Genomic DNA, 26874 nt, shown 5'->3' on the forward strand with positions numbered 1-26874 from the left:
TGAACAGCGACACCTGACATGGCGACGAGACGTTCCGGCCCGATAGAAGGCCTTGCCGCGGGGCTCCTTGCCCTGCTGGCGCTGGCAAGCGTCAGCCTCTTCGTCGGCGTCGCCGACCTGACGCCCGGCCGGCTGCTCGATCCGGCAACGCGGGAGGCGGCGCTGGTCGCGCTTCTCGAGAGCCGGCTGCCGCGCACCGCCGCGCTGATGCTCGCCGGCTCGTGCCTGGCGATTGCCGGCGTCATCATGCAGATGCTGACGCGCAACCGCTTCGTCGAGCCGACCACCGCCGGCACCACGGAGGCGGCGGGCCTCGGCATGCTGGTGATGCTGCTGTTCTTTCCAGGTAGCCCGGTGGTGGTGAAGTCGCTGGTTTCCGCCGGCTTTGCCTGTGCCGGCACCGCGCTGTTCCTGCGCCTTCTGCGTGCGGTGCCGCCCGGCTCGCCGCTCTTGGTGCCGCTGACCGGCATCATGTTTGGCGGCATCATTGGTTCGCTCACCGCCTACATCGCCCATCACCACGGGCTGATCCAGTCGCTCGGTGCCTGGCGCAACGGCGACTTCTCGGTGGTGATCGCCGGCCGCTACGAGCTTCTGTGGCTGACGCTGGCCCTGAGCATCCTTGCCTATCTCGCCGCCGACCGCTTCACCATCGCCGGGCTCGGCCGCGACATGAGCCGCAATCTCGGCCTCGACCACGGACGCACGCTCGCCGTCGGCCTCGTCATCGTCTCGCTGATCTCGGCGCTGGTGGTGACGACGGTCGGTTCCATCCCCTTCCTCGGGCTGGTGGTGCCCAATCTCGTCAGCCTCGCCATGGGCGACAACCTGCGCCGCTCGCTGCCCTGGATGGCGATCTGCGGCGCCGGCCTGGTGCTGGCCTGCGACATTGCCGGCCGCATCATCGTCGCGCCCTACGAGATCCCCGCCGGTACCGTCTTCGGCGTGCTCGGCAGCCTCGTCTTCCTCTATCTCCTGCTGGGACGTCCCTCCCGTGCCGCATGACCACGCCCTTTCGGCCGTGCCCTCCCGCTTCGGCCTCAAGGCGGCGCTACGCCGGCCCGCCGTGGTGCTGTCCTTGCTGGCGCTGGCGGTCCTCGTCGTGGCGGTCGCCTTCATGACCGTCGGGGTCAAGGGCAACTGGGAGTTCGCGCTCGCCTTTCGCGGGCGCAAGCTGCTGGCGATCTGCGTGGTGGCGAGCGCCATCGCCATTTCGACGGTGATCTTCCAGACGATTGCCGGCAACCGCATCCTCACCCCGTCGATCATGGGCTTCGACGCGCTCTATGCGCTGCTGCAGACCTCGTTCGTCTTCTTCCTCGGCTCCGCGCGGCTCGCCAGCGTCGACAGCCGCCTGCTCTTCGCGGTGGAGACGGCGGCGATGCTGGCCTTCTCGCTCGCGCTCTATCGCTGGCTGTTCCTCGGCGCGCGGCGGGGCCTGCAGGTGCTGCTGCTGGTCGGCGTCGTCTTCGGCCTGTTGTTCCGCGGCACGATGGTGCTGCTGCAGCGGATCATCGATCCGAACGAGTTCGTCGTGCTGCAGGATCGCCTCTTCGCCAGTTTCAACGGCGTCGCGCCGGACCTTCTGGGTATCGCCACGCTGGTGATCGTCGCCGTGTCGCTGGTGTTGTGGCGCCTGCGCGGCCGGCTCGACGTGTTGCTGCTCGGCCGCGACCAGGCGATCAACCTGGGGCTCGACTATCGGCGCACCGTCTCGCTGATCCTCATCCTCGTGTCGCTGCAGGTCTGCGTCGCCACCGCCCTTGTCGGGCCGCTCAACGGCTTCGAGCCGGTCAGTTTCTTCGGCCTGCTGGTCGCCAATGTCGCCTATCTGCTGGTGCCGGGCTTCCGCCATGCGCATGTGCTGGTCGGGGCGGCGCTCATCGGCATCCTGCTGCTCGCCGGCGGCCAACTGGTGCTGGAACAGATGCTGGGCTTCGGCTCGGCGGTCGGCATCGTCACCGAGTTCGTCGGCGGCATCCTGTTCATCGTCATGCTGCTGAGGGGAATGGCGCGTTGATCGAGATCGAGGGACTGACCAAGGCCTATGACGGGCATGTCGTCGTCGACGGCGTCAGCCTGACCATTCCGCGCGGCGGGCTCACCGGCATCATCGGGCCGAACGGGGCGGGCAAGTCGACCCTGCTCGGCCTGATCGCGCGGCTGCTCGCCGCCGACCGCGGCACGGTCGCCGTCGACGGGCTGAACGTCGCGACGACGCCGGGCGAGGAGTTGTCGCGCCGGCTCTCGGTCCTGAAGCAGGACAACAGCATTGCCGCCCGGCTCACCGTGCGCGATCTCGTCGCCTTCGGCCGCTATCCGCATTCGCGCGGGCGCCTGGGAGAGGCGGACCAAGCGATGATCGGCCGGGCGCTTTCCTATCTCGGGCTGGAGCCCATCGCCGACCGCTTCCTCGACGAGCTTTCCGGCGGCCAGCGCCAGCGCGCCTATGTCGCCATGGTGCTGGCCCAGGACACGGACTACATGCTGTTCGACGAGCCGCTCGCCAGCCTCGACATCCGCCATGCGGTGTCGATGATGCACCTCTTGCGCGACGCCTCGCGGCGCTTCGGCAAGGCGGTGGTGGTGGTCCTGCACGACATCGATATCGCGGGAAACTTCTCCGACCGCATCATCGGCATGAAGGACGGTCGGGTCGTGTGCCACGGCAGCGCCGGCGAGGTGATGACCGGCGCCAACCTGACGGCGATCTACGACATACCCATTTCCGCGCACCGGCTGGACGGCCAGTTCGTGACGACCTATGCGCTGCCCGAGGGTGCGGCCGGCGCCTGAGCCGGGGCGGCCGAGGCGGGCGGCACGGCAACTCCGATGGGCGAGGCGTCGCCCTGTGCGCCATCGGTCGCCTCGTTCAGGGGCAGCATGTTGGTCAGCACCGTATCGAGGATCAGCAGGCACGGTACGGCGATGAAGCCGCCGACCGGCCCCCACAGCCAGATCCACAGGGCGATGGCCAGCAGCACGACGAAGGGGTTCAGCGTCATCGTGCGCCCCAGCACCGCCGGGGTCAGGAACTGCGCCTCCAGCAGGTTGAGGAACAGGTAGACGAGGGGCGGCGCCAGGATGCCGAAGGTCGTCTCGGAGGTGGCAAGGCCGACGCCGGTCAGCAGCAGGGCCATCACCGCCGGCCCGATATAGATCACGTAGTTCAATACCCCGGCGAGCAGGCCCCACAGCATCGGCGAGGGCACGCCGAGCGCCCACAGGGCCAGCGACACGGCAAGGCCGAGGACGATGTTCACCGCGGTGATCGACAGCAGGTAGCGCGACACTCTGGCCTCGACATCCTCGAAGATGCGCCTTGCGCTGGCGCGCAGGGCCGAGGTCGGGCAGAAGGCGAGCACCGCCTCGCGGAACTGCTTCCGCGTGGCGATGAAGAAATACATGCTGGCGAGAAACAGCACGATCTGTGCCGTCAGGGCCGGGGCGAAATAGGCGACGCTCTCCACCGCCGAGGTGTCGTCCACCTCCACCTTCATGCCCGTGGTCTCGCCGAGAGCTGAGCGCAGTTCCTCCTGCATGCCGCCGAACGACGCGATGACACCCTGCCAGCTTGTCAGCTGCGACTGCAGCTTCGCCCAGATCTCCGGCAGCTTGTCCATCCAGTCCGACAGCGGCACCGCGAAGGCGGTTCCGGTCATGGCGATGAGGGTGAGGAAGGCGGCGACGACGCCGAGTGCCGAAATCCAGGTGGGAATGCCGAATTGCTCGATTCTGTCCGACAGCGGGCCGAACATCAACCCGATGACCACGGCGAGGAAGATCGGCGCGAGGATCATCTGGGCGTGGTCGATGGCCAGCAGCACGGCCAGAAGGCCGAGAACGATCACCGCAAGGCGTGCCGCATTGGCGAGCACCGTTTCCCAATCCGTCGCCGACAAGGTCGTCTTCCCCGAAAGTCGTGAATGCAGTTCGTGCAACGTGCCGAGGGTTCCGCCCGCCTGTCCCGACAACATGGAGCGCACGGCCTGCGATGTTCAACGCGGCAGCCGGCAAAAAGGTTCCCGAGGGCAAGGCGGGGTCGGGGAAAAGACGGGGCCTTGCCGGTCTCCGTCTCAGATATCCTTCAGCGGGATCATCATGCGCACGCGCACCCCGTCGGGGCGATGCTCGCGCTCCAGCCGGCCGCCCAGCTCGCCGCGGATATTGGCGTCGATGAGCCGCGTACCGAAGCCGGCGCTGCCCGAAGGTTCGACCGGCGCGGAGGAGGTCTCCACCCAGTCGAGTTGCAGCTCCCGGTGCCTGCGCTTGCCGACGAGGGTCCAGGAAATCCGCAGGTCGCCTTCGCCGCGGGCGATGCCGCTGTATTTCAGCGCGTTCGTGGCGAGTTCGTGGAAGGTGAGGCCGAGCGCCTGGGTGGTGCGCTCGTCGAGCAGGACCTTGGGCCCCTCGATCCGCTCCTCGCCGAAATCGGGGCCCAGCACCTGATTCAGCTCGGTCGTCAGCAGCTCGCGCAGGTCCGCCCGGCGCCAGTGCGAGCGGGTCAGCATGTCCTGGGCGTTCGCCATCGCGTGCAACCGGGCGGAGAAGGACTGGGAGAACTCGTCGATGCTTTCGGAATTCGCGGCGGTCTGGCGGGCGATGGCGAGCACCCTCGCGATGGAGTTCTTGATCCGGTGCTTCATCTCCTGGAGCATCAGGTCCTTTTCCTGCACCGCCTTTTGCGAGGCGGCCTGCAGGGCGCGGGCCGCCTGCACCGACTTGATCTGGAACCGCGTCGACATTGCCAGCGCCAGCGCCAGCAGCAGCGAGATCGCGCCCGTTACCATCGAATAGAGATGCTGGTCCCGACCGCGGAAGTCCGGTGTCGCATGGGCGCTGAACGTCCATTTGCGCCCGGCGATATCGACGGTGCGCTGGGTCTTCAGGTTCTTGAAGGGCTCGCTGTCGCCGAAGCCTTCGGAGCGGAAGAGAACGACCGCCTCCGCTTCGGTCGTGTCGGCGGTCTGGAAGGTCAGCGGCAGGCGGGTCGAGCCGCCGAGCGCGGCGGCATGCAGGTCGCCGGCGCGGAAGGGGGAATAGACGAAACCGGCGATCGGACCGTCCGCGGCCGCGCGGAAGGGAATGTAGACGAGGAAGCCGGCCTGCTTGTCCTCGGTGATCTCCTGGGCGAGCTCGACGGGCGCGCTGGCGCGAGGAGCGCCGCTTTCCAGCGCTGCCAGCATTGCTGCGCGCCGGTTGGGCTCGCTGAACATGTCGAAGCCGAGGGCGGCGCGGTTCATCTCGTCCGGCGGCTCCAGCATGACGATGGGCGTGCGCTGCTCCAGCGCCGTGTCCGGCCAGACCACCCGGTCGATCCCGTAGGCTGCGGCGATGTCGCGTTCGGCCCCGGCCTCCTCGCCGGTGCGGATCAGCCTCGCATAGCCGATGCCGCGGATGCCCTCGTAGTCCTTCTGCAGGCCCAGCGAGGCGGTGAAGCGCGCGAAGGCATCGCGCGCCACTTCGCTCTCGTGGGCGGCGAAGAAGGCATGGGTGGAAACGAGCAGGGCGATGTGCTGGCGGGTGCGGTCGACGACACGGTCGGCTGCGGCCTGCGCGATGGTTTCGAAACGGATCCGGTCGGCGGCGTTTTCCGCCCGGTACACGACCATCGTCATCCCGGCGCCGGCCAGGGCGACGACGATCAGAATGCTCGGAGGCAGAAGCCGGATCACGTCATCTTTCCATCGCGCCGGGTCCTTCGTTTGCGCAGCAGCCGGGCCTGCGCTCCGTCCCGCTGCGGCCCCTGCGGAAACGGTACGTCTGCAGTCCCGGCGGAACCTTTTTCCCGGCCGGGGGTTCGCTTCATGCGAGGTCAACTCGCGTTGAAGTACAAGGAGAGCTTCATGAACTGGAACCAGATCGAAGGCAACTGGGAACAATTCAAGGGCAAGGTCCAGGAGCGCTGGGGAGACCTCACCGGCGACGACATGGACGTGATTGCCGGCAACCGGAAGCAGCTGGTGGGCAAGATCCAGGAGCGCTACGGCATGGCGGAAGAGAAAGCCGAGCGCGAGGTCGACGACTGGCTCGGCCGCTCGTAAGCCTCCCGGCGCTCGCATGAAATGCCCCGCGCCACCTCATCGGTGGCGCGGGGCCGGATCTGGACAGACAAGACCATTCAGGCCCGATCAGGCCGCGGCTTCGACGGTCTGGTCGAAGAACAGGGCCTGGCTGATCAGCGCCCGCACCATGTCGGGATTGAACGGCTTGGTGATCAGGAAGGCCGGCTCGGGGCGTTCGCCCGTCAACAGGCGCTCGGGGAAGGCGGTGATGAAGATCGCCGGCATCGGCTCGCTCTTCAAAATGTCGTTCACCGCGTCGATCCCCGAGCTGCCGTCGGCCAGCTGGATGTCGGCGAGGATCATCCGCGGCTTCTTGCGGGCGAACAGCTCGACCGCCTCCTTGTGGGTGCGGGCGACGCCGCAGACCCGGTGGCCCAGCTCCGTCACGATATGTTCGATATCCATGGCGATCAGCGGCTCGTCCTCGATGATGAGGATGTCCGTCGCGATCTGCTGGGAGATGTTGCGGGCCGCGTCCGACAGCAGGACCTCCACCTCGTCGACCGGCACGTCGAGGATCTGCGCGGTTTCCTCCGGCGCGAAGCCTTCCACCGATGTCAGGAGAAATGCCTGGCGCTCCGGCGAGGGGAGCATGGACAGGTTCGCCGTTGCCCGGCGTTCCCAGGCGAAGGGCGAATCGAGGGGCGGAATGTCCATCTGGACGGATCCGAAGACGGCCGCGAAGACCTTGTACAGGGAGACGCGGTCGTTGCCGGTCTCGGGAAACGAGGAAACGTCCGCAATCAGCGTCTCCAGTGTGGTGGCGACGTAGGCATCGCCCGACTGCTGCGACCCTGTCACCGCTCTTGCGTATCGACGCAAGTAGGGAAGATGGGGCGCAATGCGGTTCGAAAGTGGCATGTGGAACTCCCTGTCTGCCCGTCCGGGCGCTCAACATTCAGTCTAACGCGGGCCTGAGAGAAAAGTTCCCTCCCTCGCGCTTTTTTTTCTCTGGTGGTTATAGTGGGTCAAACGGACGAACCGGGTGCTTTGGGATGAACGGAACGAAGAAGACGGGACCGGGAACGACGATACCGGCGAAGACGGGGCGCCCCGCCGTCTCGGAAGCGCATGAGGCTGCGAGCCAGGAATACATCACGCAGCGCCTGCGGGAGCTTTACGACACCGTGCAGGAGGAGGGCACCCCGGACCGGTTCCTCGACCTGCTGGAACAGCTCGACGAGGCGGAGAAGGCGGCGTCGGAGAAGCCCGGCAAATGACGGCGGAAACTGCGCTTTCCTCGGCCGATTTCAAGCGCGAGATGCTGGCGCAGCTTCCGGCCCTGCGGGCCTTCGCCGTATCGCTGTGCGGGCGCGCCGACCTGGCCGACGACCTCGTCCAGGACACGATCCTCAACGCCTGGAAGGCTAGGGCGAGCTTCATTGCCGGCACCAACATGCGCGCCTGGCTGTTTCGCATCCTGCGCAACTGCTTCTACAGCCTCTTGCGCAAATCCTCCCGCGAAGTCCAGGACGAGGACGAAAAGCTCGCCGGGCAGTTGTCCGTGGCGCCCAGCCAGCACGCGTCCATCGCCATGAACGAATTCCGCCACGCGCTCGATGCCCTGCCGAGCGACCAGCGCGAGGCGATCGTGCTCGTCGGGGCCTCCGGCTTTTCCTACGAGGAGGCGGCCGAGATCTGCGGCTGCGCCACCGGAACGCTGAAAAGCCGCGTGCACCGGGCGCGCGCGCGGCTGCGGGAGCTCATGGCGCTTCCCGAGGACGAGGCGGCGGGCTCTTCCGTCTAGGATCAGTCCGCGTCGCTGTCGCCGCGCCGGGTCGCCAGGATAACGGCAAGGCCGGCGAGGGCCGCAAAGGCCAGGCCCTTGCGCGACTGCAGCATCGGCAGCGCCGCGGCGAGCACCGCGGTCGTCGCCAGGTTCCGCTGGCTGTCTCTCTTCTGCTGGCGCCGCCGTTCCACCGCATTGCTGATCGCAAGGCCGAGCAGCGCCAGTGCGGCCAGTCCCACCTGCGACAGGCTGACCATCAGCGCTGCGGTCGCCGGCGGATAGTGGGCTGCGAGCGCAAGGCCGGCTGAGACGAGCGCGGCCGCATAGGCGGCCAGGGCGAACAGCCCGGTCAGCGCCCAGAACAGGGCGGAGCGGCGGGCTCGGCGCAGGGCTGCGCCGAGGTCCACCGAGAGGATCGGTGCCAGGATAGAGGCAAGGCGCAGCATTGCGGTCAACGCCGCGACAGCAGGGCGATCAGGAAGCCGATACCGGCGGCGATGCCGAGCGACTGCAGCGGCTTGCGGCGGACATGGGCGGTCAGCGAGCGCTCGAGGCGGTTGAGCTCCTCGGTCAGGCTGTCGAGCGTCTGCTGGGAAACGTCGGCAATGTCCTTGCCGGCCTTGCTGGCACGCTCGGTATATTCGCCGGTCTTCTCGGTGCCGTAGCGCGAGATCGACTTGGCAAGGGAGGAGATGTCGCCGCGCAGGCGCTCGATGTTCTCCTGGATCGACGCGGCTTCGTCGTCGGCGCGGGCGGCCTTGGCAGCGGCGGCGGCAGACTTGGTGTCGGCGGTGGTCGGCATGGGTGTCTCCTTGAGGGAAGAAACGTTGCCGCCGTCATGCGGCGGGCAACGGAGAAAGGAGGCGCCGACTGCGCCGGCACCTCCCTTTGACTGCCTGGGTCGATCGATTACTCGACCGGCGCGGCGTCGCGGACACCGTCAACGGCGTCGGCCGAAAACTCCGGCATTGCTTCCAGGGTCTCCTGGGTCTGCGTGGTGTAGATGCGCGGATCGCCGTTCTCGTTTCGACGGACCTCCAGCGAGGACAGCTCCACGGCAACCGGCTTGGCGCCGATGCCCAGGAAGCCGCCGACGTCGATCACCAGGGACTCGATCTCGCCCGTGCTCGACACGACAACATCGGAAACCTCGCCGATGTCGCTGTCGTCGGCGCTGTAGACGGTGCTGCCGATCAGTTCCTCGGCGGTGGTCACGCCGACCTCGGCCAGGATGTCGCGCTCCTGGGTTGCCGGGGCGGTGGCCGTGTCGCCGGAGGTCGCCGGAGCGTCCATGCTCGGGGTCGCGCTCGGGGCGGCGGCGTCATTGGCCGGAGCCGGCTGCGTCGCGTTCATCTCGGGAGCCGCCGGGGTCACGCCGGTGTCTTCCTTGAGTTTCTGGTCCTGCGCCAGGGCGCCGGTGGTCAGGGCGGCGGCGAGGGCGGTGGTCGTCAGAAGCGTGCGGATCATGTCTTTAGTCTCCTGATTTGATGTCTCGTAACCCGAACCTGCGCGCCGATCTTGGGTTCGGCTCAGGTTTCGTTGCGGTCACGACAGAACAACCCTCTCGCCGGCGAAAGGTTCCGGGCGCGTTCCCGATTTTTCGATTTTCCGTGTGCTTTTCTTCTCCATGGGCAAGCCCTGCGGACGCCGTCCGGCAACAGTGGTGGGCGCCTCCGCAAAAAGAACAGGTGTGCGCGTGCGCGACTCCGCGCGCGCGTCGGGCGCGCGCGCGAAACGCGCGTGAGGGAGGCGGGGGCCTGCGCCTGCAGGAGAGGTTCTTGGAAAAATGCCGGCCGGTCGGGCGGCAGACAGTGTCGCCTGTCGATCGCGCGCCTCTTCAAAAAAAATCAGACCGGATTGAACAAATCAGCTGCTGGCGGGTTGACTTCATGACCATGCACGATGGTGCAAGCGTAAGGCAAGCCGGGTTGCTTCAGTAATCGACCCGTTCTTGTCGCCGCATGGGACATGAGTACCGGTTTCGCGAAACGGATGCGCTACCGGGAAGCTGTTCAAAGGAGAAGTAACATGTTCGGTTGGGCTCTGACCTTCCTGGTTGTCGCGCTGATTGCGGCGGTGTTGGGTTTCGGCGGGATCGCCGGCACGGCCATGGGCATCGCCAAGCTCATCTTCGTCGTCGCGATCATCCTCTTCGTGATTTCGCTGGTCTACGGTCTGGTCAGCGGCCGACGCCCGCCGACGGTCTGACAGCAGCCGATCGACCGTCGACGCAGGCGGCCTGCTCACTCCTCCCTCGTCTGTCCGCCTGCCTGCTGCGCCGCGGGGTCTCAACCCCCGCGGCGCCTTTTTTGCGTGCGGCCTCCTGTGCCGGACGAAAGACGAAAAAGGCCGACAGATCCCTGCCGGCCCGAAAGACTGAAGACGAGACGCGCGCGGGACATCAGTGCATCGATGCGGAAGCCTGATGCGCGGGTCTCGGGTGCAGCGGGATCTCCAGCCGGGCCGTCGCCTCCTCCATGCCGCAGGTCGCGTCGAGCTGGTGGAGATAGGCATGGACCAGGCGCGAGCGCAGCGAGGCCGGCGTGCCCGTCTCGTTGCCGTCCAGCGTGTCGTTGATCTGGCTGGCGCCGGAAATCACCATGGCGATCCTGTCGGCCCCGGCCAGTTCGATGGTGATGACCTCTCCCGGCAGCAGGCAGTCGAACCGCGGCGGCAACAGCTCGGCCAGGATGAAGGCGAGCGGGATCGCGCGGTCGAGGTCGATCTCCGCGGCATTGGCGCCGGCATTGGTCTGGATGCGGACCCGGCCCTGCGGCAGCGTTGCCGGTCCCCGCAAGGCCTCCACCACCTCGTGCACCAGGGCCGTCAGCGCCACATTGGTGCCCTCGGTCGAGGCGTAGGACACCCGGTAGGCGGCCGAGATCGCCAGGATCCGCTCCAGCGTCACCCGAAGGGCCGCCTTCTCGCGCGGGCCCGTCGCGTCGCGGCGCTGCATGCTGACCAGGCTGATGATCATCTGCAGCGTGTTCTTGATGCGGTGATGCAGTTCGCGGCTCAGCCGGCGCTGCTCGGCGAGAGCGGCCTCGGTGTCGTGGGTGCGCCGTTCGATCCGGTCGGCCATCATGTCGAAGGTCACGCCGAGCAGGTCGATCTCCGGCGCGGCGCCCGCCAGCTGGCCGACGCGCGCACGGGTGTTTCCCGTGCCGTACTGGCGGAAGGTCGAATAGATGTGGCTGAGATAGCGCAGCAGGAATCGCTGGATGCCGTAGCGCAGCACCACGAAGACGACAGCCAGCAGGATGAGCGGCGGAAGCAGCGCGCGCAGCACCGTCAACCACAGTTCCAGCCGGTGTTCGGGCGACCGGCTGGCGGTGACGACCCGGTAGTCGGTGCCGGGCAGCACGCTGGAGCCGACGAACCAGCCGCGATCGCTTTCGGAAAAGTCCGCCCCGTCCGCGCGGGTTTCGCCGACCACCTGCAGGAAGTTGCCGATGTCGTTCTCCTCGTAGACGTGGGAGGCGAGCACCGCACTGTTCTTGTCGACGAGGGCAAAGCCGATATTGGTCGCCGCCGTCGCGGTGATCGGGGCGATCAGCAGCGTCTGCGGCCGCAGGCCGATATCGATGCGGGTGCCGCTGGCCTCGTTGGTCCTGGAGATGGTGATGGTCTTGGCGGAAGGTTCGGAAACGGCGTCGCCCGGCGTTCCGAGCGGGCGCTGCACGATCTGGCCGTCCTCGCCGAGGCCGAGGTTGCACATGGGCACCTCGCCGCGGAAGATGGCAAGCTCGGTCGCCTCGATCAGGTCCTCGCGCATGGCGGAGAACACACGACGGCAATCTCCCAGGACCTGGGAGTCCTGGGAGGTCAGCGCGCTGGCATAGCCTTCGGCACGCGCAATCGCCTTGGCGCTCGACTGTCCGATCAGGCGGGCATAGTCCAGGAAGCGCCTGTGCTCTTCCTGGGAGCGTCGCTCGAGATCGGAATAGGACAGCAGGAAGGCGAGAGCGGCGAGGGGGATGAGGGCTGCAGCGATATGCGCGAACAGCCGTCGATCAAGCCGGGTGCTGTTGGGCGGCAGTTTACTCCATGGCACTGATCTTCACCGTTGTACCGGGAGAAAGGGCGAGGACAGCTTCCACGGCTCGATCCGGTCCGAACTCGCTCGTCGACTCTGTTCCCATGATGACGGCCAGCCGGGCGCGGGCGCGGTTGACGCGACTTTTTACTGTGCCGATGGCGCAGCCGCAAATCTCGGCGGCTTCCTCATAGGAAAAGCCGGAAGCCCCGATGAGGATCAGCGCTTCGCGCTGGTCGTCGGGAAGCTGGTCGAGAGCCCGGCAGAAATCGTCGAGATCGAGATGCCCCGTCTGATTGGGATGGGAGGCGAGCGTTGCCGAATAGCGCCCGTCCACGTCCTGCACCTCGCGCTTGCGCTTGCGATGCGTCGAGTAGAGCGTGTTGCGCAGGATCGTGAACAGCCAGGCCTTCATGTTGGTGCCGGGCTCGAAGCGGCCGAGATTGGACCACGCCTTCATCAGGGCTTCCTGGACCAGGTCGTCGGCGCGGTCGCCCATCCCGACCAGCGAGGCCGCGAAGGCGCGCAGGCTGGGAATGCAGGCGACCATTTCCTCTTTCAGCTCGAAGCTGTGCTCGCTCATTACCGGGTCTCCCCCTCGGAACCGCCGTTTTCGTCCAGTTTCTTCAGCAGGTCCTCGAACCTTCGGGGCAGGGGCTGGGTCAGCACCTCGTTGTAGTAGGTTTGCAGCTGGTTGCTGATGCGAGAGTGGACATCGCTTTCCGATGTGTTCGGTGGCGCTTTCTTCAGGGACTTCTCGCTGTAATTTAGCATAGGCAGAAAAATCCTTCTTCAGCTCCGCACCGTAAACGCGCGGTGTCGGACTTGGTTCCATCCGGCGCCGTACTTTTTACCGATGCGGACGTTGCGGGGCTGGCGAACGGAGCGTCAAACGGTTGCGGGGCGCGAAGGGCCGGCCACAAGCCAGATGAGGAAGCCAAGGACGGGCAGTGCCAGGATCAGGACGACCCAGACGACCTTCGCGAGCGTGGAGGCGCCCGAGCCGACGATCTTGATGATTGCGTAGACGTCCAGAACCAGAATGACGAGGCCGAGCAGGCCCCCCACCTCGATACCCATGTTCGTACTCCTTTTGCGGCCGCGCAGGCGGCGTGCATGTCGGTCGACCGCGTCACTTTGCGGCGCGGGACGAGGCCGGCGGCCGCCGTTCCGCCCTGTCAAAACAGGCGATGTCGGGAGATGAACGTGCATCGGCGCGATTTGGTTCCCGCGACGCTACGGAAAGTTTGCATGCCGGTGCAGAGGCTTCCGGAGAAAACCGGATTAGCCGGTTAAAGGTATTGCGAGGGAATGTTCTCGCGGAAGATCAGATCCATTTTCAGCGGCGGGCGCAGGCCCGCGCCGTCTGCCGGCTGCGCGAAACGGGCCAGCGTCTCACCGATCACCTGGTCCGGGTCGGAGTTGATCACCGCGTCCATCGTGCCCTCGATGAGGAGGCGGCGGGTGTCGGCGGTCAGGCCGTGGCCGATGAACACGACCCGGTCGCCCATGCCCTTTTCGGCCAGCGCCCTGGCGATGCCGTCGGACGAGCCGCCGACATTGTAGATGCCGACGAGGTCCGGGTTCTGCTCCAGCAGCGAGCGGGTGTGGTTGTAGTTCTCGTTGCGGTCGTCGTGGCCCTCGCGCATGCCGACGACCCTGAGGTCCGGATAGGTCTCCTCCAGCAGGCCGAGGAATCCCATCTCGCGCTCGGCATGGGCACGGTAGGTGCGGCTGCCGGCGACCAGCGCGACGCTGCCCTCGCGCGCGCCGCAGAACCGGCCGAGCAGCAGGGCGGCGGTGCGGCCGGCCGCCTGGTTGTCGAGCCCGACATAGGCCTCGCGCGCCGGGTGCGGCAGGTCGGAGACGATGGTGACGAGGCGGGTGCCGCCCGCGCTCACCTCTTCGGCGGCCTCGCGCACCAGCGGGTGGTCGATGGCCATGAAGGCGATGCCGTCGGCCCAGCGGGCGTGGTGGCGCAGGGCGGCGGCCAGCGCGCCGGCGTCGAAGCTCTCGATGAAGAAGCAGCGCAGCGGCGGGGCGTCGCGGGTCTGGGTGTCGGCGACGCCACGCACCTTGTCGCCGAGCAGGCGCAGATAGGGGTTGGTGCCCATCGGCAGCAGGAAGGCGACGTTGGGCGGGCGCCGGCCGCCCAGCTTCTCGCGCTCCTCCGCGCTCATGTAGCCGAGCTCCACCGCCGCCGCGAGCACGCGGGCGACCGTGCGGTCCTTGACGCCCTTGCGGCGGTTCAGCACCCGGTCGACGGTTGCCAGCGACACCCCGGCCGCTTCGGCCAGGTCCGCCATGGAGGGGGTCTGGGACGGGAGACGGATCTCTCCTGAGGGCACCTCAAAATACCTCAATATTTGATGTTTGACGTGATGCTCACGGCTTCGTAGCCTTTTGTCAAGAGGAACGGATTTCGGCGACCTTCATCGGTTGAGGATCGTCAAAATACCTCATGAGCCTCCGGTCAATCCGGGCCATGGAACCATCTTGGGAGGAAGCAATGACCAGACAGCTGTTTTCCGTCACGCGGCGCGGCGCCCTTGCGCTCGGTCTCGGTGCGGGTGCCTTCGCCATGGCGCCAGGCCTTGCCCGCGCCCAGTCGCTCACCCTGCGCTACGGCCACAACAACGAGCCGGCCAGCGTCGCCGGCGCCCAGGCCGACTGGTTCGCGGAAGCGGTGGGCAGGCATTCGGGCGGCGACATCGCCGTGCAGGTCTATCCGTCCTCGCAGCTCGGCAAGCTGCAGGAACTGGCCGAGGCGGTCTCGCTCGGCACCATCGCCTTCTCGCACAACACCGCCGGCGGCATCGGCTCGCTCTACGAGCCCTTCGCGGCGCTCGACACGCCCTATCTCTACCGCGACATCGACCACCTGATGAAGGTGATGGACATCAACTCGCCGGTGATGCAGGAGCTCAACCAGGGCCTGATCGAGGCGGCCAATGTCCGCGTGATCTACGCTCACTATTTCGGCCGCCGCAATCTCACCGCCAACAAGGCGGTCTACAAGCCGGCCGACCTTGCCGGCGAGAAGATCCGCGCCGTGCCTTTCCCGATCTACCAGGCCGCCATCGAGGGCATGGGTGCCGCCCCCGTCCCGGTCGACTGGTCCGAGGTCCCGACCGCGCTCGCCACCGGCGTTGTCGCCGGCCAGGAGAACCCGGTCAACGTCATCCTCAACGTCAAGCTCTACGACGTGCAGTCGCATCTCATGCTGACCGGCCACATGTCCAATGCCGAGGTCGTCGTGATGAACGAGGACGCCTGGCAGGCCCTGTCGCCGGCCCAGAAGGAGGCGGTCGCTGCCGCCTCGCTGGAGATCCGCGAGCGCGCCACCAAGGCGATCCAGGAGAACGAGGAGAAGGACACTGAGGCGCTGCGCGAGGCCGGCATGACGGTGATCGGCCCCGAGGACGGGCTCGATGTGGAGGCCTTCCGCGCCTCGGTCAGCAAGCTCGTCGACGAGCGCTTCGGCGAAAAATACGGTGCCCTCTACGAGAAGATCCGGGCGATCTCCTGATCCCCGAACACTGGCGAAAAGGGTGCGGCCATGACCGGCGCGACCGATCCAGTCTCCCCTGATTCCGGAGGGGCCGATCGCACGCCTCCGGGCGGCAGGCTCCTTGCGGGTGCGGCGGCGAGCTGCCGCACCCTCGCCGTGCTGCTGCTGATGGCGATGAGCGTGCTGGTGGTCGGCCAGGTGCTCGGCCGCAACCTGCTCGATCTCGGCATGCCCTGGGCGGACGAGCTTGCCCGCTTCTGCGGCGTCGCGCTCGTCTTCCTCTGCGTGCCGCTGCTGGCGCTGCAGGGCCGGCACGTGGCGGTGGAACTGGTGCCGATGTCGCTGCCCCTCGGCGCCCGTCGCTGGACCGGCATGCTGGTCGAACTCAGCGTCCTCGCCTTCGCGCTCTTCTTCCTCTACGGGCTCTACCGTTTCCTCGGGCGGGCGTGGAAGTTCGCCACCCCGACCCTCGGCATCCCCAACTGGGTGTTCTACGCGCCCGCCATCGTCGCGATGGTGCTGCTGGCGCTGGTCACCCTTGCCCGTCTGCTCGCGCTTCTTCGCGGCGAGACGCCCCCCGGTTCCGATCAGGCCCTGCCATGAGCCTCGTGCTTCTCCTCGTCTTTTCCGCCGCGCTGCTGCTCGGCGCGCCGATCGCCGTCGCCCTCGGCCTTGCCTCGGCGGTGGCCATCGTCGGCTTCGACCTGCCGGTGCATGTGCTGGCGCAGCGCGGCATCAATGCGCTCGATTCGACGCCGCTGCTCGCCGTGCCGCTGTTCATCCTGGCGGCGAGCCTGCTCAACGCGATGGGCGTCACCACCCATATCTTCGACCTGGTGCGCCTCGTCGTCGGGCGCATCCGCGGCGCGGTCGCCCAGGTGTCGATCCTCGTCAGCCTGATCTTTTCCGGCGTCTCGGGCGCCGCGCTCGCCGATATCGGTGCGCTCGGCAAGATCCAGATCGACCAGATGTCGGCGCAGGGCTACCGGCGCGATTTCGCCGCCGGCATCACCATCGCGGCGGCGACCATCGGGCCGATCTTTCCGCCCTCCATCCCGCTGATCATCTATGCCAGCGTCACCAATGTCTCGGCGGTGCAGCTGCTGGTCGCCGGCATCGTCCCGGCGCTGCTGATCACGGCCTTCCTGATGGTGCAGGTCGCCGTCATGGCGCGCATCTACAACCTGCCGCGCGACACGGTCAGCCCGTCGCTTTCCGCCGTCGCCCGCAAGGCGGCGATCTCGCTGCCGGCGCTGATCGCCCCGGTGATCCTGATCGGCGGGCTGCTCAGCGGCTATTTCGGCCCGACGGAGGTCGCCGGCGTCACGGTCGCCTATGCGCTCGCCATCGGCTTCCTCGTCTATCGCACGCTGACCTTCAGGGCCGTGTGGGAGAGCCTGCGCGAAACGGTGGAGGCGACCTCCGGCATCCTCTTCATCGTGTCGACGGCGGCCGTCTTCGCCTGGGTGCTGACGCTCGACCAGGTGCCGGCGATGGCCGGCCAGGTGCTGCTCGGCCTCTCCGACAATCCGCTGGTGCTGCTGCTGCTGGTCAACCTGCTGCTGCTCGTCGTCGGCATGTTCCTGGAATCCATCGCGGCGATCCTGATCATCGCGCCCATCGTCGCCCCGGCGCTGCACCAGGCCGGCGTCGATCCGCTGCAGCTCGGCATCGTCTTCGTGCTCAACCTGATGATCGGGCTGCTGACGCCGCCCATCGGCATGAGCCTCTACATGGTCTCCATCGTCGCCAGGATGCCGGTCCATTCGGTCATCCGCGGCGTGCTGCCCTTCTTCCTGCCCCTCGCGCTGTCGCTGCTGGTCGTCTCGGCCGTGCCGGCCGTGTCGACGTGGCTTCCCCGACTTCTCTCGCAATAGGGTTCTTCATGAGCAGGTTTCTCGGCGCAATCCGCCAGCTCGGCTACGTGGTCGACGACATCGAAGCGGCGATGGAGCATTGGCACAAGGTCATGGGCGTCGGCCCGTGGTACTACAATCCGAAGGTGCCCATCGAGGACTACCGCTACGACGGCCAGTCCTTCGAGGTCCACAATTCCGTCGCGCTGGCCAACAGCGGCCCGGTGCAGGTCGAGCTGATCCAGACCCGCAACGACGCCCCGTCGATGTATCGCGACTTCCGGCTCGCCGGCCATCGCGGGCTGCAGCATGTCGCCTACTGGACGCAAGCTTACGATGCCGATCTTGCCCGCATGGAGGCCGAAGGCTTCCGCGTGAAGATGAGCGGCAAGGTCGGCGCCAACGGGCGCTTCGCCTATTTCGACCGCGAGGCCCATCCCGGCACGGTGATCGAGCTGTCCGAGGTGATGGGGCCGAAGGGCCGCATGTTCGACCTGATCCGCAAGGCCTCCGACGGCTGGGACGGCAGCGATCCGGTCCGTCCCTTCCCCGACCTCTCCGCGATCTGAGGCGCGCGATGCGGGCGATCCCCCTGAAACCCGACAGCGTCGAGGCGACCTATCTGGTCGAGACGCCGCTCGCGCCGGAAAAGGTCGCGGCGATCATGGCGGGCGAGCAGAGCTGCGGCACCTTCGTGCGCGTTGCCGGCGAGAGCGACGAGCTGCGCGGGCGCGCCGGCGCCGAGGTTCTCGCCGTGGAAGAGCTGGAGCCGGCGACCGCCCCGAGCCTTGCCAGCGCCTGGCTCGAGCGGCAGGGCACGCCCGGTCCCTGGCGGCGCGCGCGGGTGCGCATCGCCTATCCGCTCGCCAATATCGGCGCCAACCTGCCGACCTTTGCCGCGACGGTCGCGGGCAACCTCTACGATCTCGGCGAGGTCACGGGGCTGCGTCTCGTCGATGTCGCCCTGCCGCAGGCCTATCGCACCCGCTTCGACCTGCCGCTGCACGGCGTCGCCGGCACCCGCGCGGTGCTCGGCGTCGCTGGTCGGCCGCTCTTCGGCACGATCATCAAGCCGAATGTCGGCCTCAGCGCCGACGAGATCGCCACGCTGGTTGCGGACCTGTGCGAGGCCGGCGTCGACTTCATCAAGGACGACGAGATCTGCGCCGACCCGGTCCATGCGCCGCTGGAGGCGCGCGTTCGCGCGGTGATGGCGCAGGTGCGGGCCTATCGCGAGCGCAGCGGCCGCACTGTCATGGTCGCCTTCAACATCACCGACGAGCTCGACGCCATGCGCCGCCATGCGGACCTGGTGGAGCGCGAGGGCGGCTCCTGCGTCATGGCCAGCCTCAACTGGTGCGGCCTGTCGGCGATGCAGTCGCTGCGCCGCTCGACGCCGCTCGTCGTGCATGGCCACCGCAACGGCTTCGGCGCCTTCGCCCGCCATCCGCTGCTCGGCATCGGCTTCGACGCCTACCAGGCGCTCTACCGTCTTGCCGGCGTCGACCACATGCATGTGCACGGCATCGGCGGCAAGTTCTCCGACGCTCCCCGAGAGGTCGAGGAGGCGGCGCGCCGCTGCCTTGAGCCGCTTGCCGTCGACGCCCCGGATGCCTCGGATGCGGTGATGCCGGCCTTTTCCTCCGGCCAGTGGGCCGGCACTCTGCCGGTCACCGCGCGCGCTGCCGGGTCCAGCGACTTCCTGTTCATGGCCGGCGGCGGCATCCTTGCCCATCCTTCGGGCCCGGCGGCCGGCGTCGCCAGCCTGCGCCAAGCGTGGGAGGCGGTGGCCGCCAACGAGGATCTGGAGCAGGCCGCAAGCTCCCGGCCGGAGCTTGCCGGGGCGCTGTCCTTCTTCGGGAAAACGGCCGGGTAACGGGCATGAGCGGCTACGTCTTCATCGGAGACGATTTCACCGGCGCGTCGGACACGCTGGCGACGCTCGCGGAAGCCGGCATCGGCGCGCGCCTGTGCCTGGAGCGGCAAGGCCTTGACCGCCTGCCGGAGACGCCGCGCGGGCGGGGGGCGTTTCCGGCCGTCGGCATCGCCACCGACTTTCGCGCCTGCGCGCCGTCTAAGGTCGAGCCGCGCCTGCGCGCCCTGATGCCGCTGGTGCGGGGATGCCTGCCCCGCTTCGTGCATTACAAGATCTGCTCCACCTTCGATTCCGCCCCGCATGTGGGCAATGTCGGCGCGGCCGTCGCCGTGCTGGAGGAGGAGCTGTCGCCGGCGCTCACGGTTATTGTCGGCGGCCAGCCCGGCCTGCATCGCTTCTGCCTGTTCGGCACGCTGTTTGCGCGCGCACCCGACGGGCAGGTGCATCGCATCGACCGCCATCCGGTGATGAGCCGCCATCCGGTCACGCCGATGGGCGAGGCGGACCTGCGCCGACATCTGGCGGCACAGGGGCTCGGCGATATCTCGCTGCTGTCGCGGCCCGACCTTCCCGATGCGGCCACCACCCTTGCGGCGATGATCGCGGGCGGCGGGCGCCGCGTGCTGGTCGATGCGGTCGATGGCACTGATATCGAGATGCTGGGCCTTGCCCTGTCGCTGCTGGAGACCGGCGGCCGGCCCTTGCTGTTGGTCGGCGCCAGCGGCGTTGCCGAGGCGGTTGCGGGAAAGCCGGCCGAGACGGGGTCCGAGGCGTCCGCGCTCGCCCCGGTTCCCGGGCCGCGCCTCGCGCTTGCCGGCAGCCGTTCGGCGGCAACGGCGGCCCAGGTCGCAGCCGCATCGCGCTACACGCGCCTTGCCCTCGGTGCGGGAGACATCGCGGGGGAGGGGCAGGGGCTTTTCGCGGCGCGCTGCGCGCAGATGCTCGCCGCCGGCACCCATGTGCTCGCCCATCTCGATCCGGATGCGGATTACGGTCTTGCGCCCGACGCCTTGTCCGAAAGCCTTGCCGAGCTTGCCGCGCGCATTCTCGCCCTGCATCCGGTCTCCGCGCTGGCGGTCGCCGGCGGCGACACCTCGGGGGCGGTGGTGCGCCGGCTCGGCTTCGATAGCCTCTCCTTCGTCGCGCGCGCCGGCTCCGGCGTCGCCGTCTGCCGCGGCCATGCGCCGGGCACGCCGCTCGACGGCATGCGGTTGATGCTCAAGGGCGGGCAGGTCGGCCCGCCGGATCTCTTCGACCGTTTCGCCGCCTGACTTCGCCGCCTGACCTGTGTCCCGACGTGCGGCCTTACGCGCCGCGCGGCAGGTGGATCGAGTTGGCGACCTCGATCAGGTGCGGGGCCAGTTCCCCGCGCACCCGTTCCACGCTCCATTTCAGGCTCGACACCGAGCATTGCACGGTGGCGACCGGTCGCCCGTCGCCGGACATGATCGGCGCGGCGATGCCGATCTCGTTCATGATGTTCTCGCTATGGGTGAGCCCGTAGCCGCAGGCGACCGCCTCCTCGATGGCTGCGGCGATCTTGCTGCGGTCGGTCGTCGTCTTGGGCGTCAGCACCTTGATCGGCCAGGTCTCGACCGCCTCCTTGCGTTCCGCCTCGCTCAGCCTTGCGATCATCGCCCGCCCGCTCGAGGTGGTCAGCGCCGACAACCGCCGTCCGGCCACCATCGCGCCGAAGGCGGTGAGCTGGGTCGGAATGCGGATCACGTAGACGATCTCCTGGCCGGCGAGCCGTGCCACATTGACCCGCTCGCCGAGCGTGCGACCGAGCTCGATCGCCTTGGGCATGGCGAGCTGCACCAGGGGGTCGGCCCATTGATAGGCGTTGCCCAGCTCCAGGAACTTGATCGAGGGGCTGTAGCGCCGCGATTCTGGGTCCTTGTTGAGATAGCCGGTCTTGTGCAGCGTGTTGGTCAGCCGCTGCGCCGCGCTCTTGTCGAGCCCGGTGAGCTCGGCGATCTCGGTCAGCCCCAGCACCGTGTGATGCTCGTTGAACAGGCTGAGCACGCGCAGCCCCTTGTCGAGCGAGCCGACGAACAAAGTGTCCTGCTTTTCCTTCGGCATAGACCCTCCCTGTCCCTTCGCTCCGTCTTTGGCGCAAGATTCTTGCGGATGACGTGAGTTTTGGATTCTTGACACGTTCCAAACTGGCCAATACGCTAAACCATAATACGGTCAAACGTATTAGTATATAATAATCTAAACCAGAGGGACCGGTTCCGCGCCGGTTGATTGAGCAGATGAAGACACGCCTCCTGATGAGCTCTGTTGCGCTGGCCGTCGTCATGACTGCCGGCAGCGCCCTGGCCGACAAGGCCAACGACACGCTGAACGCCGCCTTCACCAAGGAACTGGAATCGGTCGACAGCTACTTCAATTCCGCCCGCGAGGGCGTGATCCTGCAGCGGTCCATCTGGGACGGCCTGCTCTATCTCAACCAGGAGACGGGCGAGTACGAGGGCAACCTCGCGACCTCCTGGACCTGGGTCGACGACACCACGCTGGAATTGAAGCTGCGCGAGGGCGTCAAGTTCCATAACGGCGAGGAGTTCGACGCCGACGACGTGGTCTACACGGTCGAGTTCGTCGCCAAGCCGGAGAACGGCGTCGTCGTCCAGCGCAACGTCAACTGGATGAAGGGCGCGGAAAAGGTCGACAAGTACACCGTCCGCATCTTCACCAACGGTCCGTTCCCGGCCGCGCTCGAGTATCTCGCCGGTCCGGTCTCCATCTATCCGAACGAGTATTACGCCGAGGCCGGTCCCGCCGGCATGGCGCTGAAGCCGGTCGGCACCGGTCCCTACCGGGTCGAGAGCGTCGAGCCGGGCAAGCATTTCGTGCTGAAGAAGTACGAGGGCTATCACGGCGGCCCGAAGGGCATGGCCTCCATCGGCACCATCGACATCCGCACCATTCCGGACGTCAACACCCAGCTCGCCGAGCTGTTCAGCGGCGGCCTCGACTTCATCTGGGGCGTGCCGGCCGACCAGGCCGAGAAACTCGCGGTGATGGACCGGGTGAACGTCGTCAACGAGAGCACCATGCGCATCGGCTATCTGGAGCTCGATGCTGCGGGGCGCAGCGGTGCCGACAACCCGATGACCAAGACCAAGGTGCGCCAGGCCATCGCCCATGCCATCGACCGCCAGGCCATCGTCGACAACCTGCTCAAGGGCGCCTCGAAGGTCGTGCATTCGGCCTGCTTCCCGAGCCAGTTCGGCTGCGACCTCGACGTCGCGAAGTACGAGTTCGATCCGGAGAAGGCGAAGGCGCTGCTCGCCGAGGCCGGCTATCCGGACGGCTTCGAGGTCGACTTCTACGCCTATCGCGACCGGCCCTATGCCGAGGCGATGCTGTCCTACCTCGCCAATGTCGGCATCCGGGCCAACCTGAAGTTCCTGCAGTACTCGGCCCTGCGCGACATGCGCCACAAGGGCGAGACCAGCATGAGCTTCCAGACCTGGGGCTCCTACTCGGTCAACGACGCCTCGGCGATCACCAGCCAGTTCTTCAAGCACGGCAAGGAAGACTTCGCCCGTGACGACGAGGTGCTGGAGTGGCTCAACGTGGCCGACACCTCCGTCGATCCGGCGGTGCGCAAGGAGAACTACTCCAAGGCGCTGAACAAGATCGCCGACGAGGCCTACTGGGTGCCGCTGTTCTCCTACAACGCGAACTACGTGTTCACGAAGGAGGCGACCTTCACCCCGACCCCGGACGAGGTCGTGCGCTTCTTCCACGTTCGCTGGAACTAGCGTCGGACTGCGACCCGCGCCCGGCTTTCCTCTCGCCGGGCGCGGATCGTGCCTTCCGCAGCTTCGCCATGCCCGAGCGAGCGTCCGCCTTCCGGTCCGGAGCGCGGCTCCTTGCGCCATTGGCAAGCCCGTTTCGCTCCGCCCCCGCATGATGCGGCCGCCTGACGATCGGAACCCGAGATGCTTATGTTCACCCTGAAACGGCTGGGGCTCGCCATTCTGGTGACCTTCACCGTGTCGCTGCTGAGCTTCAGCCTGCTGTTCATGTCCGGCGATCCGGCCTCGGCCATTGCCGGCGAGAACGCCTCCGCCACCGACATCGAGGCGATCCGCGCCCTCTACGGCTTCGACAGGCCCTTCCTCGTGCAATATGCCGACTGGCTGTTCGGCGCGCTGTCGGGCGATTTCGGGCAGAGCTACTATTTCCGCGTGCCGGTCGCCCAGCTGATCGGCGAGCGCCTGTCGACGACGATGCTGCTCGGCGTGTGCGGCATCTCCTTCGCGCTGGTCACCGCCATCCCGCTCGGCGTCGCCGCGGCGATGCGCCCGAACTCGCTGATCGACCGCACCGCGCTGTTCCTGTCGGTGATGGGCCAGGCGATGCCGAGCTTCTGGTTCGGCCTGGTGCTGATTGTCGTCTTCTCGATCCAGCTCGGCTGGCTGCCGCCGTCCGGCTCCTCGACCTGGAAGCACTTCATCATGCCGACCGTCGTGCTCGGCTACTACGCCATGCCGGCGATCATGCGCCTGACGCGCGCCGGCATGCTGGAGGTGCTGAACGCCGACTACATCCGCACCGCCCGCGCCAAGGGCGCCAGCGAGACGCGGGTGATGTTCAAGCATGCGCTGCGCAACGCGGTGGTGCCGGTGGTGAGCCTTGCCGCCGTGCAGATGGGCTTCATGCTCGGCGGCTCCATCGTCGTCGAGTCGATCTTCGCCCTGCACGGCGCCGGCTATCTCGCCTGGGAGTCGATCGCCCGCAACGACCTGCCGACCGTGCAGGCGCTGATCCTGATCTTCTCGCTGTTCTACATCGTCTTCACGTTCCTGTCGGATCTGGTCAATGCCTGGCTCGATCCGCGCATCCGGGTGGGCTGATCCGACATGGCACGCACCATCGAAACCGTCGCGGAAGACCTCCGCACCCCGAGCCCGGCCGCGATCCTGCGCAAGCGCATCTTCGGCCATTACGGCCTGGTGTTCGGCATCGCCGTCCTGGCGATCATCGTCGCGCTGGCGCTGTTCGCCCCGCTCCTGACGCCGCACGACCCGTACGCCCAGGACCTGATGGCGCGCATGAAGCCGCCGTTCTGGATGGCGGGCTCGGACCCGAACCACCTGCTGGGCACCGACTATCTCGGCCGCGACTATCTCGCGCGGCTGCTTTACGGCGCCCGCATCTCGCTCGCCATCGGCCTGTTCGCCGCGCTGATCTCCGGCCTCATCGGCACGGCGATGGGCGTTGCCGCCGGCTATTTCGGCGGCCGGGTGGATCTCGTCGTCACCTTCCTGATCAATGTGCGCCTCGCCATGCCGGTGGTGCTGGTGGCGCTCGCCGTCGTCGCCATTCTCGGCGGCTCGCTGCAGGTGGTGGTCTGCGTGCTCGGCCTGCTGCTGTGGGATCGGTTCGCGGTGGTGATGCGCTCCTCCGTGCTGCAGGTGCGCGACCTCGAATACGTCAACGCCGCCAGGGCCATCGGCTGCTCGACCCGGCGCATCATCCTGCGCGAGATCATGCCGAACGTGGTCAACAACCTGATCGTCGTCGCGACGCTGGAAATGGCCCACGCCATCCTGCTGGAGGCGGCGCTGTCGTTCCTCGGCCTCGGCGTGCAGCCGCCGACCCCGTCCTGGGGCCTGATGATCTCGGAAGGCAAGCAGATGATGCTGTTCGAGCCCTGGCTGATCGCCATTCCGGGCGTCGCGCTGTTCGTCCTGGTGCTGGCCATCAACCTTCTCGGCGACGGCCTGCGCGACGTCACCGCACCGGAAAACAGGGGCTGAGATCCATGAGCGAACCCGTCCTCAAGGTAGACAACCTCACCATCGACATCCCGATGGCGCAGGGCACCCTGCATGCGGTGCGCGGCATCGACTTCGAGCTGAAGCGCGGCGAGACCCTGTGCATCGTCGGCGAGAGCGGCAGCGGCAAGTCGCTGACCTCGCTCGCCATCATGGGCCTCCTGTCGAAGAAGATGCGCTGCAATGCGGCGAGGCTCGATTTTTCCGGCATCGACCTGCGCAAGCAGTCGCCGCGGGCGATGCGCGCCCTGCGCGGCGACCGCATGGCGATGATCTTCCAGGAGCCGATGACCTCGCTCAACCCGGCCTACACCATCGGCGACCAGCTGATGGAGGCGCTCCAGCTGCACCGTCCGGTCGGCCGGGCCGAGGCGCGGGCCCGGGCCATCGAGCTGCTCGGCAAGGTCGGCATCACCGCTGCCGAAAGCCGGCTTTCGCAATATCCGCACCAGCTCTCCGGCGGCCTGCGCCAGCGCGTGATGATCGCCATGGCGCTGATGTGCGAGCCGGAGCTGATCATCGCCGACGAGCCGACCACTGCGCTCGACGTCACCATCCAGGCGCAGATCCTGCGCCTGCTCGCCGATCTCCAGCGCGAGATGAACATGGCGATGATCCTGGTCACCCACGATCTCGGCGTCGTCGCCCGCATCGCCGACAAGGTGGTGGTGATGTATGCCGGCGAGGTGGTTGAGAAGGGCAGCGCCCGCGAGATCTTCGAGAACCCGCGCCATCCCTACACCCGCGGCCTACTGCGTTGCATCCCGGTTCCGGGCAAGACCAAACCCGGCGAGCACCTCGGCTCGATCCCCGGCATCGTGCCCTCGCTGATCGGCAAGGTGGAAGGCTGCGCCTTCCGCTCGCGCTGCGACGTGGCCGAGGCCGCCTGCGCCTCGGACGTTCCGGTGCGCCGGACCGGCGAGGATCACATGTATCGCTGCATCCACGAGGTCCAGGCAGGAGCGCCGTCATGAGCCCCACCACAACGGCCGAAGCCGTCGCACCCGAAGCGGGCACCGCTCCGGTCCTCGAACTTGCCGGCGTCACCAAGACCTACCGGGTCAAGCAGGGCATGTTCTCTGCCGCAAAGCCCCTGAATGCGCTCGGCGGCGTCAGCCTGAAGATCCACCGCAAGGACGTGCTCGGCCTCGTCGGCGAGAGCGGCTGCGGCAAGTCTACCCTCGCCAAGATCCTGCTGGGCCTCGAGGCGCCGACCTCCGGCCAGGTGCTGATCGACGGCCGCGAGGTCACCGCGCGCGAGCGCACCGTGCTCGCCCGGCGCATCCAGCCGATCTTCCAGGACCCGTATTCCTCGCTCAATCCGCGCAAGTGCATCGAGGACATCATCGCCCTGCCGCTGGTGGTCCACAAGATCGGCGACAGCGCCTCGCGGGCCAAGTCCGTCGCGCGCATGCTCGATCTCGTCGGCCTGCCGCAGCGCGTGCTGCGCGGCTATCCCAACCAGCTGTCGGGCGGCCAGCGCCAGCGCGTCGCCATCGCCCGCGCGCTGGTGATGAACCCGGAGATCGTCATCTGCGACGAGCCGACCTCGGCGCTCGACGTGTCGGTGCAGTCGCAGATCCTCAACCTGCTCGGCGACCTGCGCGAGGAACTGGGCCTCACCTATCTGTTCATCAGCCACAATCTGGCGGTGGTCGAGCATCTGGCGACCCGCGTTGCCGTCATGTATCTCGGCAAGATCGTCGAGGAGGCGCCGGCGTCCGAGCTCTTCGCCGGCCCGCGCCACCCCTACACGAAGGCGCTGCTGGAATCCGTGCTGACCCCGGACCCGAACCTTTCGGTGCCCGACACCCATCTCGGCGCGGCCTATCCCAACCCCATCGACCCGCCGTCCGGCTGCCATTTCCATCCGCGCTGCGCGAAGGTGATGGACATCTGCAAGACCACCCCGCCGCCCCATGTCGCCGGGCCGCAGGGCCATGTCGACTGCCATCTGCACGCGGCGCCCGCCCGCTGATCACCGTCGCCCCGCCGTTGTCCCGCCT

30 protein-coding genes are annotated in these 26874 nt (G+C 67.4%); 18 read left to right on the forward strand and 12 right to left on the reverse strand.

Annotation, left to right across the window (positions count from 1 at the left end):
- Window positions 1-42 precede the first annotated feature (42 nt).
- From MNI96_RS05580 to MNI96_RS05590, 3 genes are read left to right on the forward strand one after another with little or no spacing between them, the layout of a single operon-like run.
- Window positions 43-1005: an ABC transporter permease gene (locus MNI96_RS05580; protein ID WP_249691378.1), complete on the forward strand. Its 963-nt coding sequence runs from the start codon at window positions 43-45 to the stop codon at window positions 1003-1005.
- The gene (locus tag MNI96_RS05585; protein ID WP_502960303.1) at window positions 995-2020 is read left to right on the forward strand and encodes an iron chelate uptake ABC transporter family permease subunit; all 1026 of its coding nucleotides are present in this window, start codon (window positions 995-997) and stop codon (window positions 2018-2020) included. Before MNI96_RS05580 ends, MNI96_RS05585 begins: the two co-directional genes overlap by 11 nt.
- On the forward strand, window positions 2017-2796 hold the full coding sequence (locus tag MNI96_RS05590) for an iron ABC transporter ATP-binding protein (RefSeq protein WP_249691097.1): 780 nt from the start codon (window positions 2017-2019) through the stop codon (window positions 2794-2796). The genes MNI96_RS05585 and MNI96_RS05590 overlap by 4 nt, the downstream gene beginning before the upstream one ends.
- Here MNI96_RS05590 and MNI96_RS05595 read toward each other — a convergent pair.
- Window positions 2763-3902, reverse strand: coding sequence for an AI-2E family transporter (locus tag MNI96_RS05595; protein ID WP_249691099.1), 1140 nt, complete (start codon window positions 3900-3902; stop codon window positions 2763-2765). The two genes, MNI96_RS05590 and MNI96_RS05595, sit on opposite strands and share 34 nt — an antisense overlap.
- A gap of 174 nt (window positions 3903-4076) precedes the next feature.
- Window positions 4077-5675 carry a CHASE domain-containing protein gene (locus tag MNI96_RS05600; RefSeq protein ID WP_249691101.1) on the reverse strand — a complete coding sequence of 533 codons (1599 nt, stop codon included), beginning with the start codon at window positions 5673-5675 and terminating at the stop codon, window positions 4077-4079.
- A 171-nt stretch (window positions 5676-5846) separates the two neighbouring features.
- Between MNI96_RS05600 and MNI96_RS05605 the strand changes: the two genes are divergently transcribed.
- Entirely contained in the window at window positions 5847-6044 is a 198-nt protein-coding gene (locus MNI96_RS05605) for a CsbD family protein (RefSeq protein ID WP_249691103.1), read from the forward strand.
- A gap of 87 nt (window positions 6045-6131) precedes the next feature.
- Here MNI96_RS05605 and MNI96_RS05610 read toward each other — a convergent pair whose 3' ends face one another.
- Window positions 6132-6926, reverse strand: a complete 795-nt coding sequence (locus MNI96_RS05610; protein WP_249691105.1) for a response regulator — start codon at window positions 6924-6926, stop codon at window positions 6132-6134.
- A 134-nt stretch (window positions 6927-7060) separates the two neighbouring features.
- Here MNI96_RS05610 and MNI96_RS05615 point away from each other — a divergent pair, with 134 nt between their 5' ends.
- Both MNI96_RS05615 and MNI96_RS05620 read left to right on the forward strand, forming a co-directional pair.
- Window positions 7061-7285 (forward strand): NepR family anti-sigma factor, encoded by a 225-nt coding sequence (locus MNI96_RS05615; RefSeq protein WP_249691106.1) that lies wholly within the window; start codon window positions 7061-7063, stop codon window positions 7283-7285.
- Window positions 7282-7812, forward strand: a complete 531-nt coding sequence (locus MNI96_RS05620) for a sigma-70 family RNA polymerase sigma factor (RefSeq protein WP_283776334.1) — start codon at window positions 7282-7284, stop codon at window positions 7810-7812. Before MNI96_RS05615 ends, MNI96_RS05620 begins: the two co-directional genes overlap by 4 nt.
- 2 nt (window positions 7813-7814) lie before the next feature.
- On the opposite strand, the gene MNI96_RS05625 is transcribed toward MNI96_RS05620, so the two are convergent.
- From MNI96_RS05625 to MNI96_RS05635, 3 genes are all read right to left on the reverse strand, one after another.
- On the reverse strand, window positions 7815-8240 hold the full coding sequence (locus MNI96_RS05625; RefSeq protein ID WP_249691109.1) for a hypothetical protein: 426 nt from the start codon (window positions 8238-8240) through the stop codon (window positions 7815-7817).
- Between the two features lie 5 nt (window positions 8241-8245).
- The gene (locus MNI96_RS05630; protein ID WP_249691111.1) at window positions 8246-8596 is read right to left on the reverse strand and encodes an ElaB/YgaM/YqjD family protein; all 351 of its coding nucleotides are present in this window, start codon (window positions 8594-8596) and stop codon (window positions 8246-8248) included.
- Window positions 8597-8703: 107 nt separating this feature from the next.
- The gene (locus tag MNI96_RS05635) at window positions 8704-9261 is read right to left on the reverse strand and encodes a PRC-barrel domain-containing protein (protein ID WP_249691112.1); all 558 of its coding nucleotides are present in this window, start codon (window positions 9259-9261) and stop codon (window positions 8704-8706) included.
- Window positions 9262-9822: 561 nt separating this feature from the next.
- Here MNI96_RS05635 and MNI96_RS05640 point away from each other — a divergent pair.
- Window positions 9823-10002 carry a DUF1328 domain-containing protein gene (locus MNI96_RS05640; RefSeq protein WP_249691116.1) on the forward strand — a complete coding sequence of 60 codons (180 nt, stop codon included), beginning with the start codon at window positions 9823-9825 and terminating at the stop codon, window positions 10000-10002.
- Window positions 10003-10195: 193 nt separating this feature from the next.
- Here MNI96_RS05640 and MNI96_RS21970 read toward each other — a convergent pair whose 3' ends face one another.
- The 5 genes from MNI96_RS21970 to MNI96_RS05665 form a co-directional block, all read right to left on the reverse strand.
- On the reverse strand, window positions 10196-11848 hold the full coding sequence (locus tag MNI96_RS21970; RefSeq protein WP_249691118.1) for a sensor histidine kinase: 1653 nt from the start codon (window positions 11846-11848) through the stop codon (window positions 10196-10198).
- Window positions 11835-12413 carry a sigma-70 family RNA polymerase sigma factor gene (locus tag MNI96_RS05650; protein ID WP_249691120.1) on the reverse strand — a complete coding sequence of 193 codons (579 nt, stop codon included), beginning with the start codon at window positions 12411-12413 and terminating at the stop codon, window positions 11835-11837. The genes MNI96_RS21970 and MNI96_RS05650 overlap by 14 nt, the downstream gene beginning before the upstream one ends.
- Complete coding sequence (locus tag MNI96_RS05655) at window positions 12413-12604, reverse strand: NepR family anti-sigma factor (protein ID WP_249691122.1); 192 nt, start codon at window positions 12602-12604, stop codon at window positions 12413-12415. Before MNI96_RS05655 ends, MNI96_RS05650 begins: the two co-directional genes overlap by 1 nt.
- Before the next feature lie 114 nt (window positions 12605-12718).
- The gene (locus tag MNI96_RS05660) at window positions 12719-12910 is read right to left on the reverse strand and encodes a PLD nuclease N-terminal domain-containing protein (protein WP_249691124.1); all 192 of its coding nucleotides are present in this window, start codon (window positions 12908-12910) and stop codon (window positions 12719-12721) included.
- Window positions 12911-13122: 212 nt separating this feature from the next.
- Window positions 13123-14136 (reverse strand): LacI family DNA-binding transcriptional regulator, encoded by a 1014-nt coding sequence (locus tag MNI96_RS05665; RefSeq protein ID WP_249691126.1) that lies wholly within the window; start codon window positions 14134-14136, stop codon window positions 13123-13125.
- Between the two features lie 203 nt (window positions 14137-14339).
- On the opposite strand from MNI96_RS05665, the gene MNI96_RS05670 reads away from it, so the two are divergent.
- The 6 genes from MNI96_RS05670 to MNI96_RS05695 are packed head-to-tail and all read left to right on the forward strand — an operon-like array spanning window position 14340 to window position 20344.
- Window positions 14340-15359 (forward strand): TRAP transporter substrate-binding protein, encoded by a 1020-nt coding sequence (locus MNI96_RS05670; protein ID WP_249691127.1) that lies wholly within the window; start codon window positions 14340-14342, stop codon window positions 15357-15359.
- A gap of 30 nt (window positions 15360-15389) precedes the next feature.
- Window positions 15390-15944 carry a TRAP transporter small permease gene (locus MNI96_RS05675; RefSeq protein ID WP_249691128.1) on the forward strand — a complete coding sequence of 185 codons (555 nt, stop codon included), beginning with the start codon at window positions 15390-15392 and terminating at the stop codon, window positions 15942-15944.
- Window positions 15941-17218: a TRAP transporter large permease gene (locus MNI96_RS05680; protein WP_249691129.1), complete on the forward strand. Its 1278-nt coding sequence runs from the start codon at window positions 15941-15943 to the stop codon at window positions 17216-17218. Before MNI96_RS05675 ends, MNI96_RS05680 begins: the two co-directional genes overlap by 4 nt.
- Window positions 17219-17226: 8 nt before the next feature.
- Complete coding sequence (locus tag MNI96_RS05685; protein ID WP_249691130.1) at window positions 17227-17766, forward strand: VOC family protein; 540 nt, start codon at window positions 17227-17229, stop codon at window positions 17764-17766.
- An 8-nt stretch (window positions 17767-17774) separates the two neighbouring features.
- Entirely contained in the window at window positions 17775-19073 is a 1299-nt protein-coding gene (locus MNI96_RS05690) for a ribulose-bisphosphate carboxylase large subunit family protein (RefSeq protein WP_249691131.1), read from the forward strand.
- A gap of 5 nt (window positions 19074-19078) precedes the next feature.
- Window positions 19079-20344, forward strand: coding sequence for a four-carbon acid sugar kinase family protein (locus MNI96_RS05695; protein WP_249691132.1), 1266 nt, complete (start codon window positions 19079-19081; stop codon window positions 20342-20344).
- Window positions 20345-20378: 34 nt separating this feature from the next.
- Here MNI96_RS05695 and MNI96_RS05700 read toward each other — a convergent pair whose 3' ends face one another.
- Complete coding sequence (locus MNI96_RS05700) at window positions 20379-21155, reverse strand: IclR family transcriptional regulator (RefSeq protein ID WP_249691133.1); 777 nt, start codon at window positions 21153-21155, stop codon at window positions 20379-20381.
- Window positions 21156-21349: 194 nt separating this feature from the next.
- Between MNI96_RS05700 and MNI96_RS05705 the strand changes: the two genes are divergently transcribed.
- The 5 genes from MNI96_RS05705 (at window position 21350) to MNI96_RS05725 (ending at window position 26846) form a co-directional block, all read left to right on the forward strand.
- A complete protein-coding gene (locus tag MNI96_RS05705; protein ID WP_249691135.1) occupies window positions 21350-22846 on the forward strand; it encodes an ABC transporter substrate-binding protein in 1497 nt (498 codons plus the stop codon).
- A 180-nt stretch (window positions 22847-23026) separates the two neighbouring features.
- Complete coding sequence (locus MNI96_RS05710; protein ID WP_249691137.1) at window positions 23027-23944, forward strand: ABC transporter permease; 918 nt, start codon at window positions 23027-23029, stop codon at window positions 23942-23944.
- Between the two features lie 6 nt (window positions 23945-23950).
- Complete coding sequence (locus tag MNI96_RS05715; protein ID WP_249691138.1) at window positions 23951-24850, forward strand: ABC transporter permease; 900 nt, start codon at window positions 23951-23953, stop codon at window positions 24848-24850.
- 5 nt (window positions 24851-24855) lie between these two features.
- A complete protein-coding gene (locus MNI96_RS05720; RefSeq protein WP_249691140.1) occupies window positions 24856-25842 on the forward strand; it encodes an ABC transporter ATP-binding protein in 987 nt (328 codons plus the stop codon).
- A complete protein-coding gene (locus MNI96_RS05725) occupies window positions 25839-26846 on the forward strand; it encodes an ABC transporter ATP-binding protein (protein WP_249691142.1) in 1008 nt (335 codons plus the stop codon). The genes MNI96_RS05720 and MNI96_RS05725 overlap by 4 nt, the downstream gene beginning before the upstream one ends.
- Window positions 26847-26874 lie beyond the last annotated feature (28 nt).

Source organism: Stappia sp. WLB 29, from assembly GCF_023507705.1.
Lineage (GTDB): Bacteria > Pseudomonadota > Alphaproteobacteria > Rhizobiales > Stappiaceae > Stappia.

Coding starts and splice junctions, on each gene's coding strand:
- MNI96_RS05690 (WP_249691131.1), top strand. CDS start 17,775: ATGCGGGCGATCCCCCTGAAACCCGACAGCGTCGAGGCGACCTATCTG.
- MNI96_RS05710 (WP_249691137.1), top strand. CDS start 23,027: ATGCTTATGTTCACCCTGAAACGGCTGGGGCTCGCCATTCTGGTGACC.
- MNI96_RS05625 (WP_249691109.1), bottom strand. CDS start 8,240: ATGCTGCGCCTTGCCTCTATCCTGGCACCGATCCTCTCGGTGGACCTC.
- MNI96_RS05725 (WP_249691142.1), top strand. CDS start 25,839: ATGAGCCCCACCACAACGGCCGAAGCCGTCGCACCCGAAGCGGGCACC.
- MNI96_RS05630 (WP_249691111.1), bottom strand. CDS start 8,596: ATGCCGACCACCGCCGACACCAAGTCTGCCGCCGCCGCTGCCAAGGCC.
- MNI96_RS05685 (WP_249691130.1), top strand. CDS start 17,227: ATGAGCAGGTTTCTCGGCGCAATCCGCCAGCTCGGCTACGTGGTCGAC.
- MNI96_RS05665 (WP_249691126.1), bottom strand. CDS start 14,136: ATGGCGGACCTGGCCGAAGCGGCCGGGGTGTCGCTGGCAACCGTCGAC.
- MNI96_RS05610 (WP_249691105.1), bottom strand. CDS start 6,926: ATGCCACTTTCGAACCGCATTGCGCCCCATCTTCCCTACTTGCGTCGA.
- MNI96_RS05675 (WP_249691128.1), top strand. CDS start 15,390: ATGACCGGCGCGACCGATCCAGTCTCCCCTGATTCCGGAGGGGCCGAT.
- MNI96_RS05705 (WP_249691135.1), top strand. CDS start 21,350: ATGAGCTCTGTTGCGCTGGCCGTCGTCATGACTGCCGGCAGCGCCCTG.
- MNI96_RS05620 (WP_283776334.1), top strand. CDS start 7,282: ATGACGGCGGAAACTGCGCTTTCCTCGGCCGATTTCAAGCGCGAGATG.
- MNI96_RS05680 (WP_249691129.1), top strand. CDS start 15,941: ATGAGCCTCGTGCTTCTCCTCGTCTTTTCCGCCGCGCTGCTGCTCGGC.
- MNI96_RS05615 (WP_249691106.1), top strand. CDS start 7,061: ATGAACGGAACGAAGAAGACGGGACCGGGAACGACGATACCGGCGAAG.
- MNI96_RS05670 (WP_249691127.1), top strand. CDS start 14,340: ATGACCAGACAGCTGTTTTCCGTCACGCGGCGCGGCGCCCTTGCGCTC.
- MNI96_RS05655 (WP_249691122.1), bottom strand. CDS start 12,604: ATGCTAAATTACAGCGAGAAGTCCCTGAAGAAAGCGCCACCGAACACA.
- MNI96_RS05640 (WP_249691116.1), top strand. CDS start 9,823: ATGTTCGGTTGGGCTCTGACCTTCCTGGTTGTCGCGCTGATTGCGGCG.
- MNI96_RS05715 (WP_249691138.1), top strand. CDS start 23,951: ATGGCACGCACCATCGAAACCGTCGCGGAAGACCTCCGCACCCCGAGC.
- MNI96_RS05635 (WP_249691112.1), bottom strand. CDS start 9,261: ATGATCCGCACGCTTCTGACGACCACCGCCCTCGCCGCCGCCCTGACC.
- MNI96_RS05660 (WP_249691124.1), bottom strand. CDS start 12,910: ATGGGTATCGAGGTGGGGGGCCTGCTCGGCCTCGTCATTCTGGTTCTG.
- MNI96_RS05650 (WP_249691120.1), bottom strand. CDS start 12,413: ATGAGCGAGCACAGCTTCGAGCTGAAAGAGGAAATGGTCGCCTGCATT.
- MNI96_RS05605 (WP_249691103.1), top strand. CDS start 5,847: ATGAACTGGAACCAGATCGAAGGCAACTGGGAACAATTCAAGGGCAAG.
- MNI96_RS05720 (WP_249691140.1), top strand. CDS start 24,856: ATGAGCGAACCCGTCCTCAAGGTAGACAACCTCACCATCGACATCCCG.
- MNI96_RS05700 (WP_249691133.1), bottom strand. CDS start 21,155: ATGCCGAAGGAAAAGCAGGACACTTTGTTCGTCGGCTCGCTCGACAAG.
- MNI96_RS05695 (WP_249691132.1), top strand. CDS start 19,079: ATGAGCGGCTACGTCTTCATCGGAGACGATTTCACCGGCGCGTCGGAC.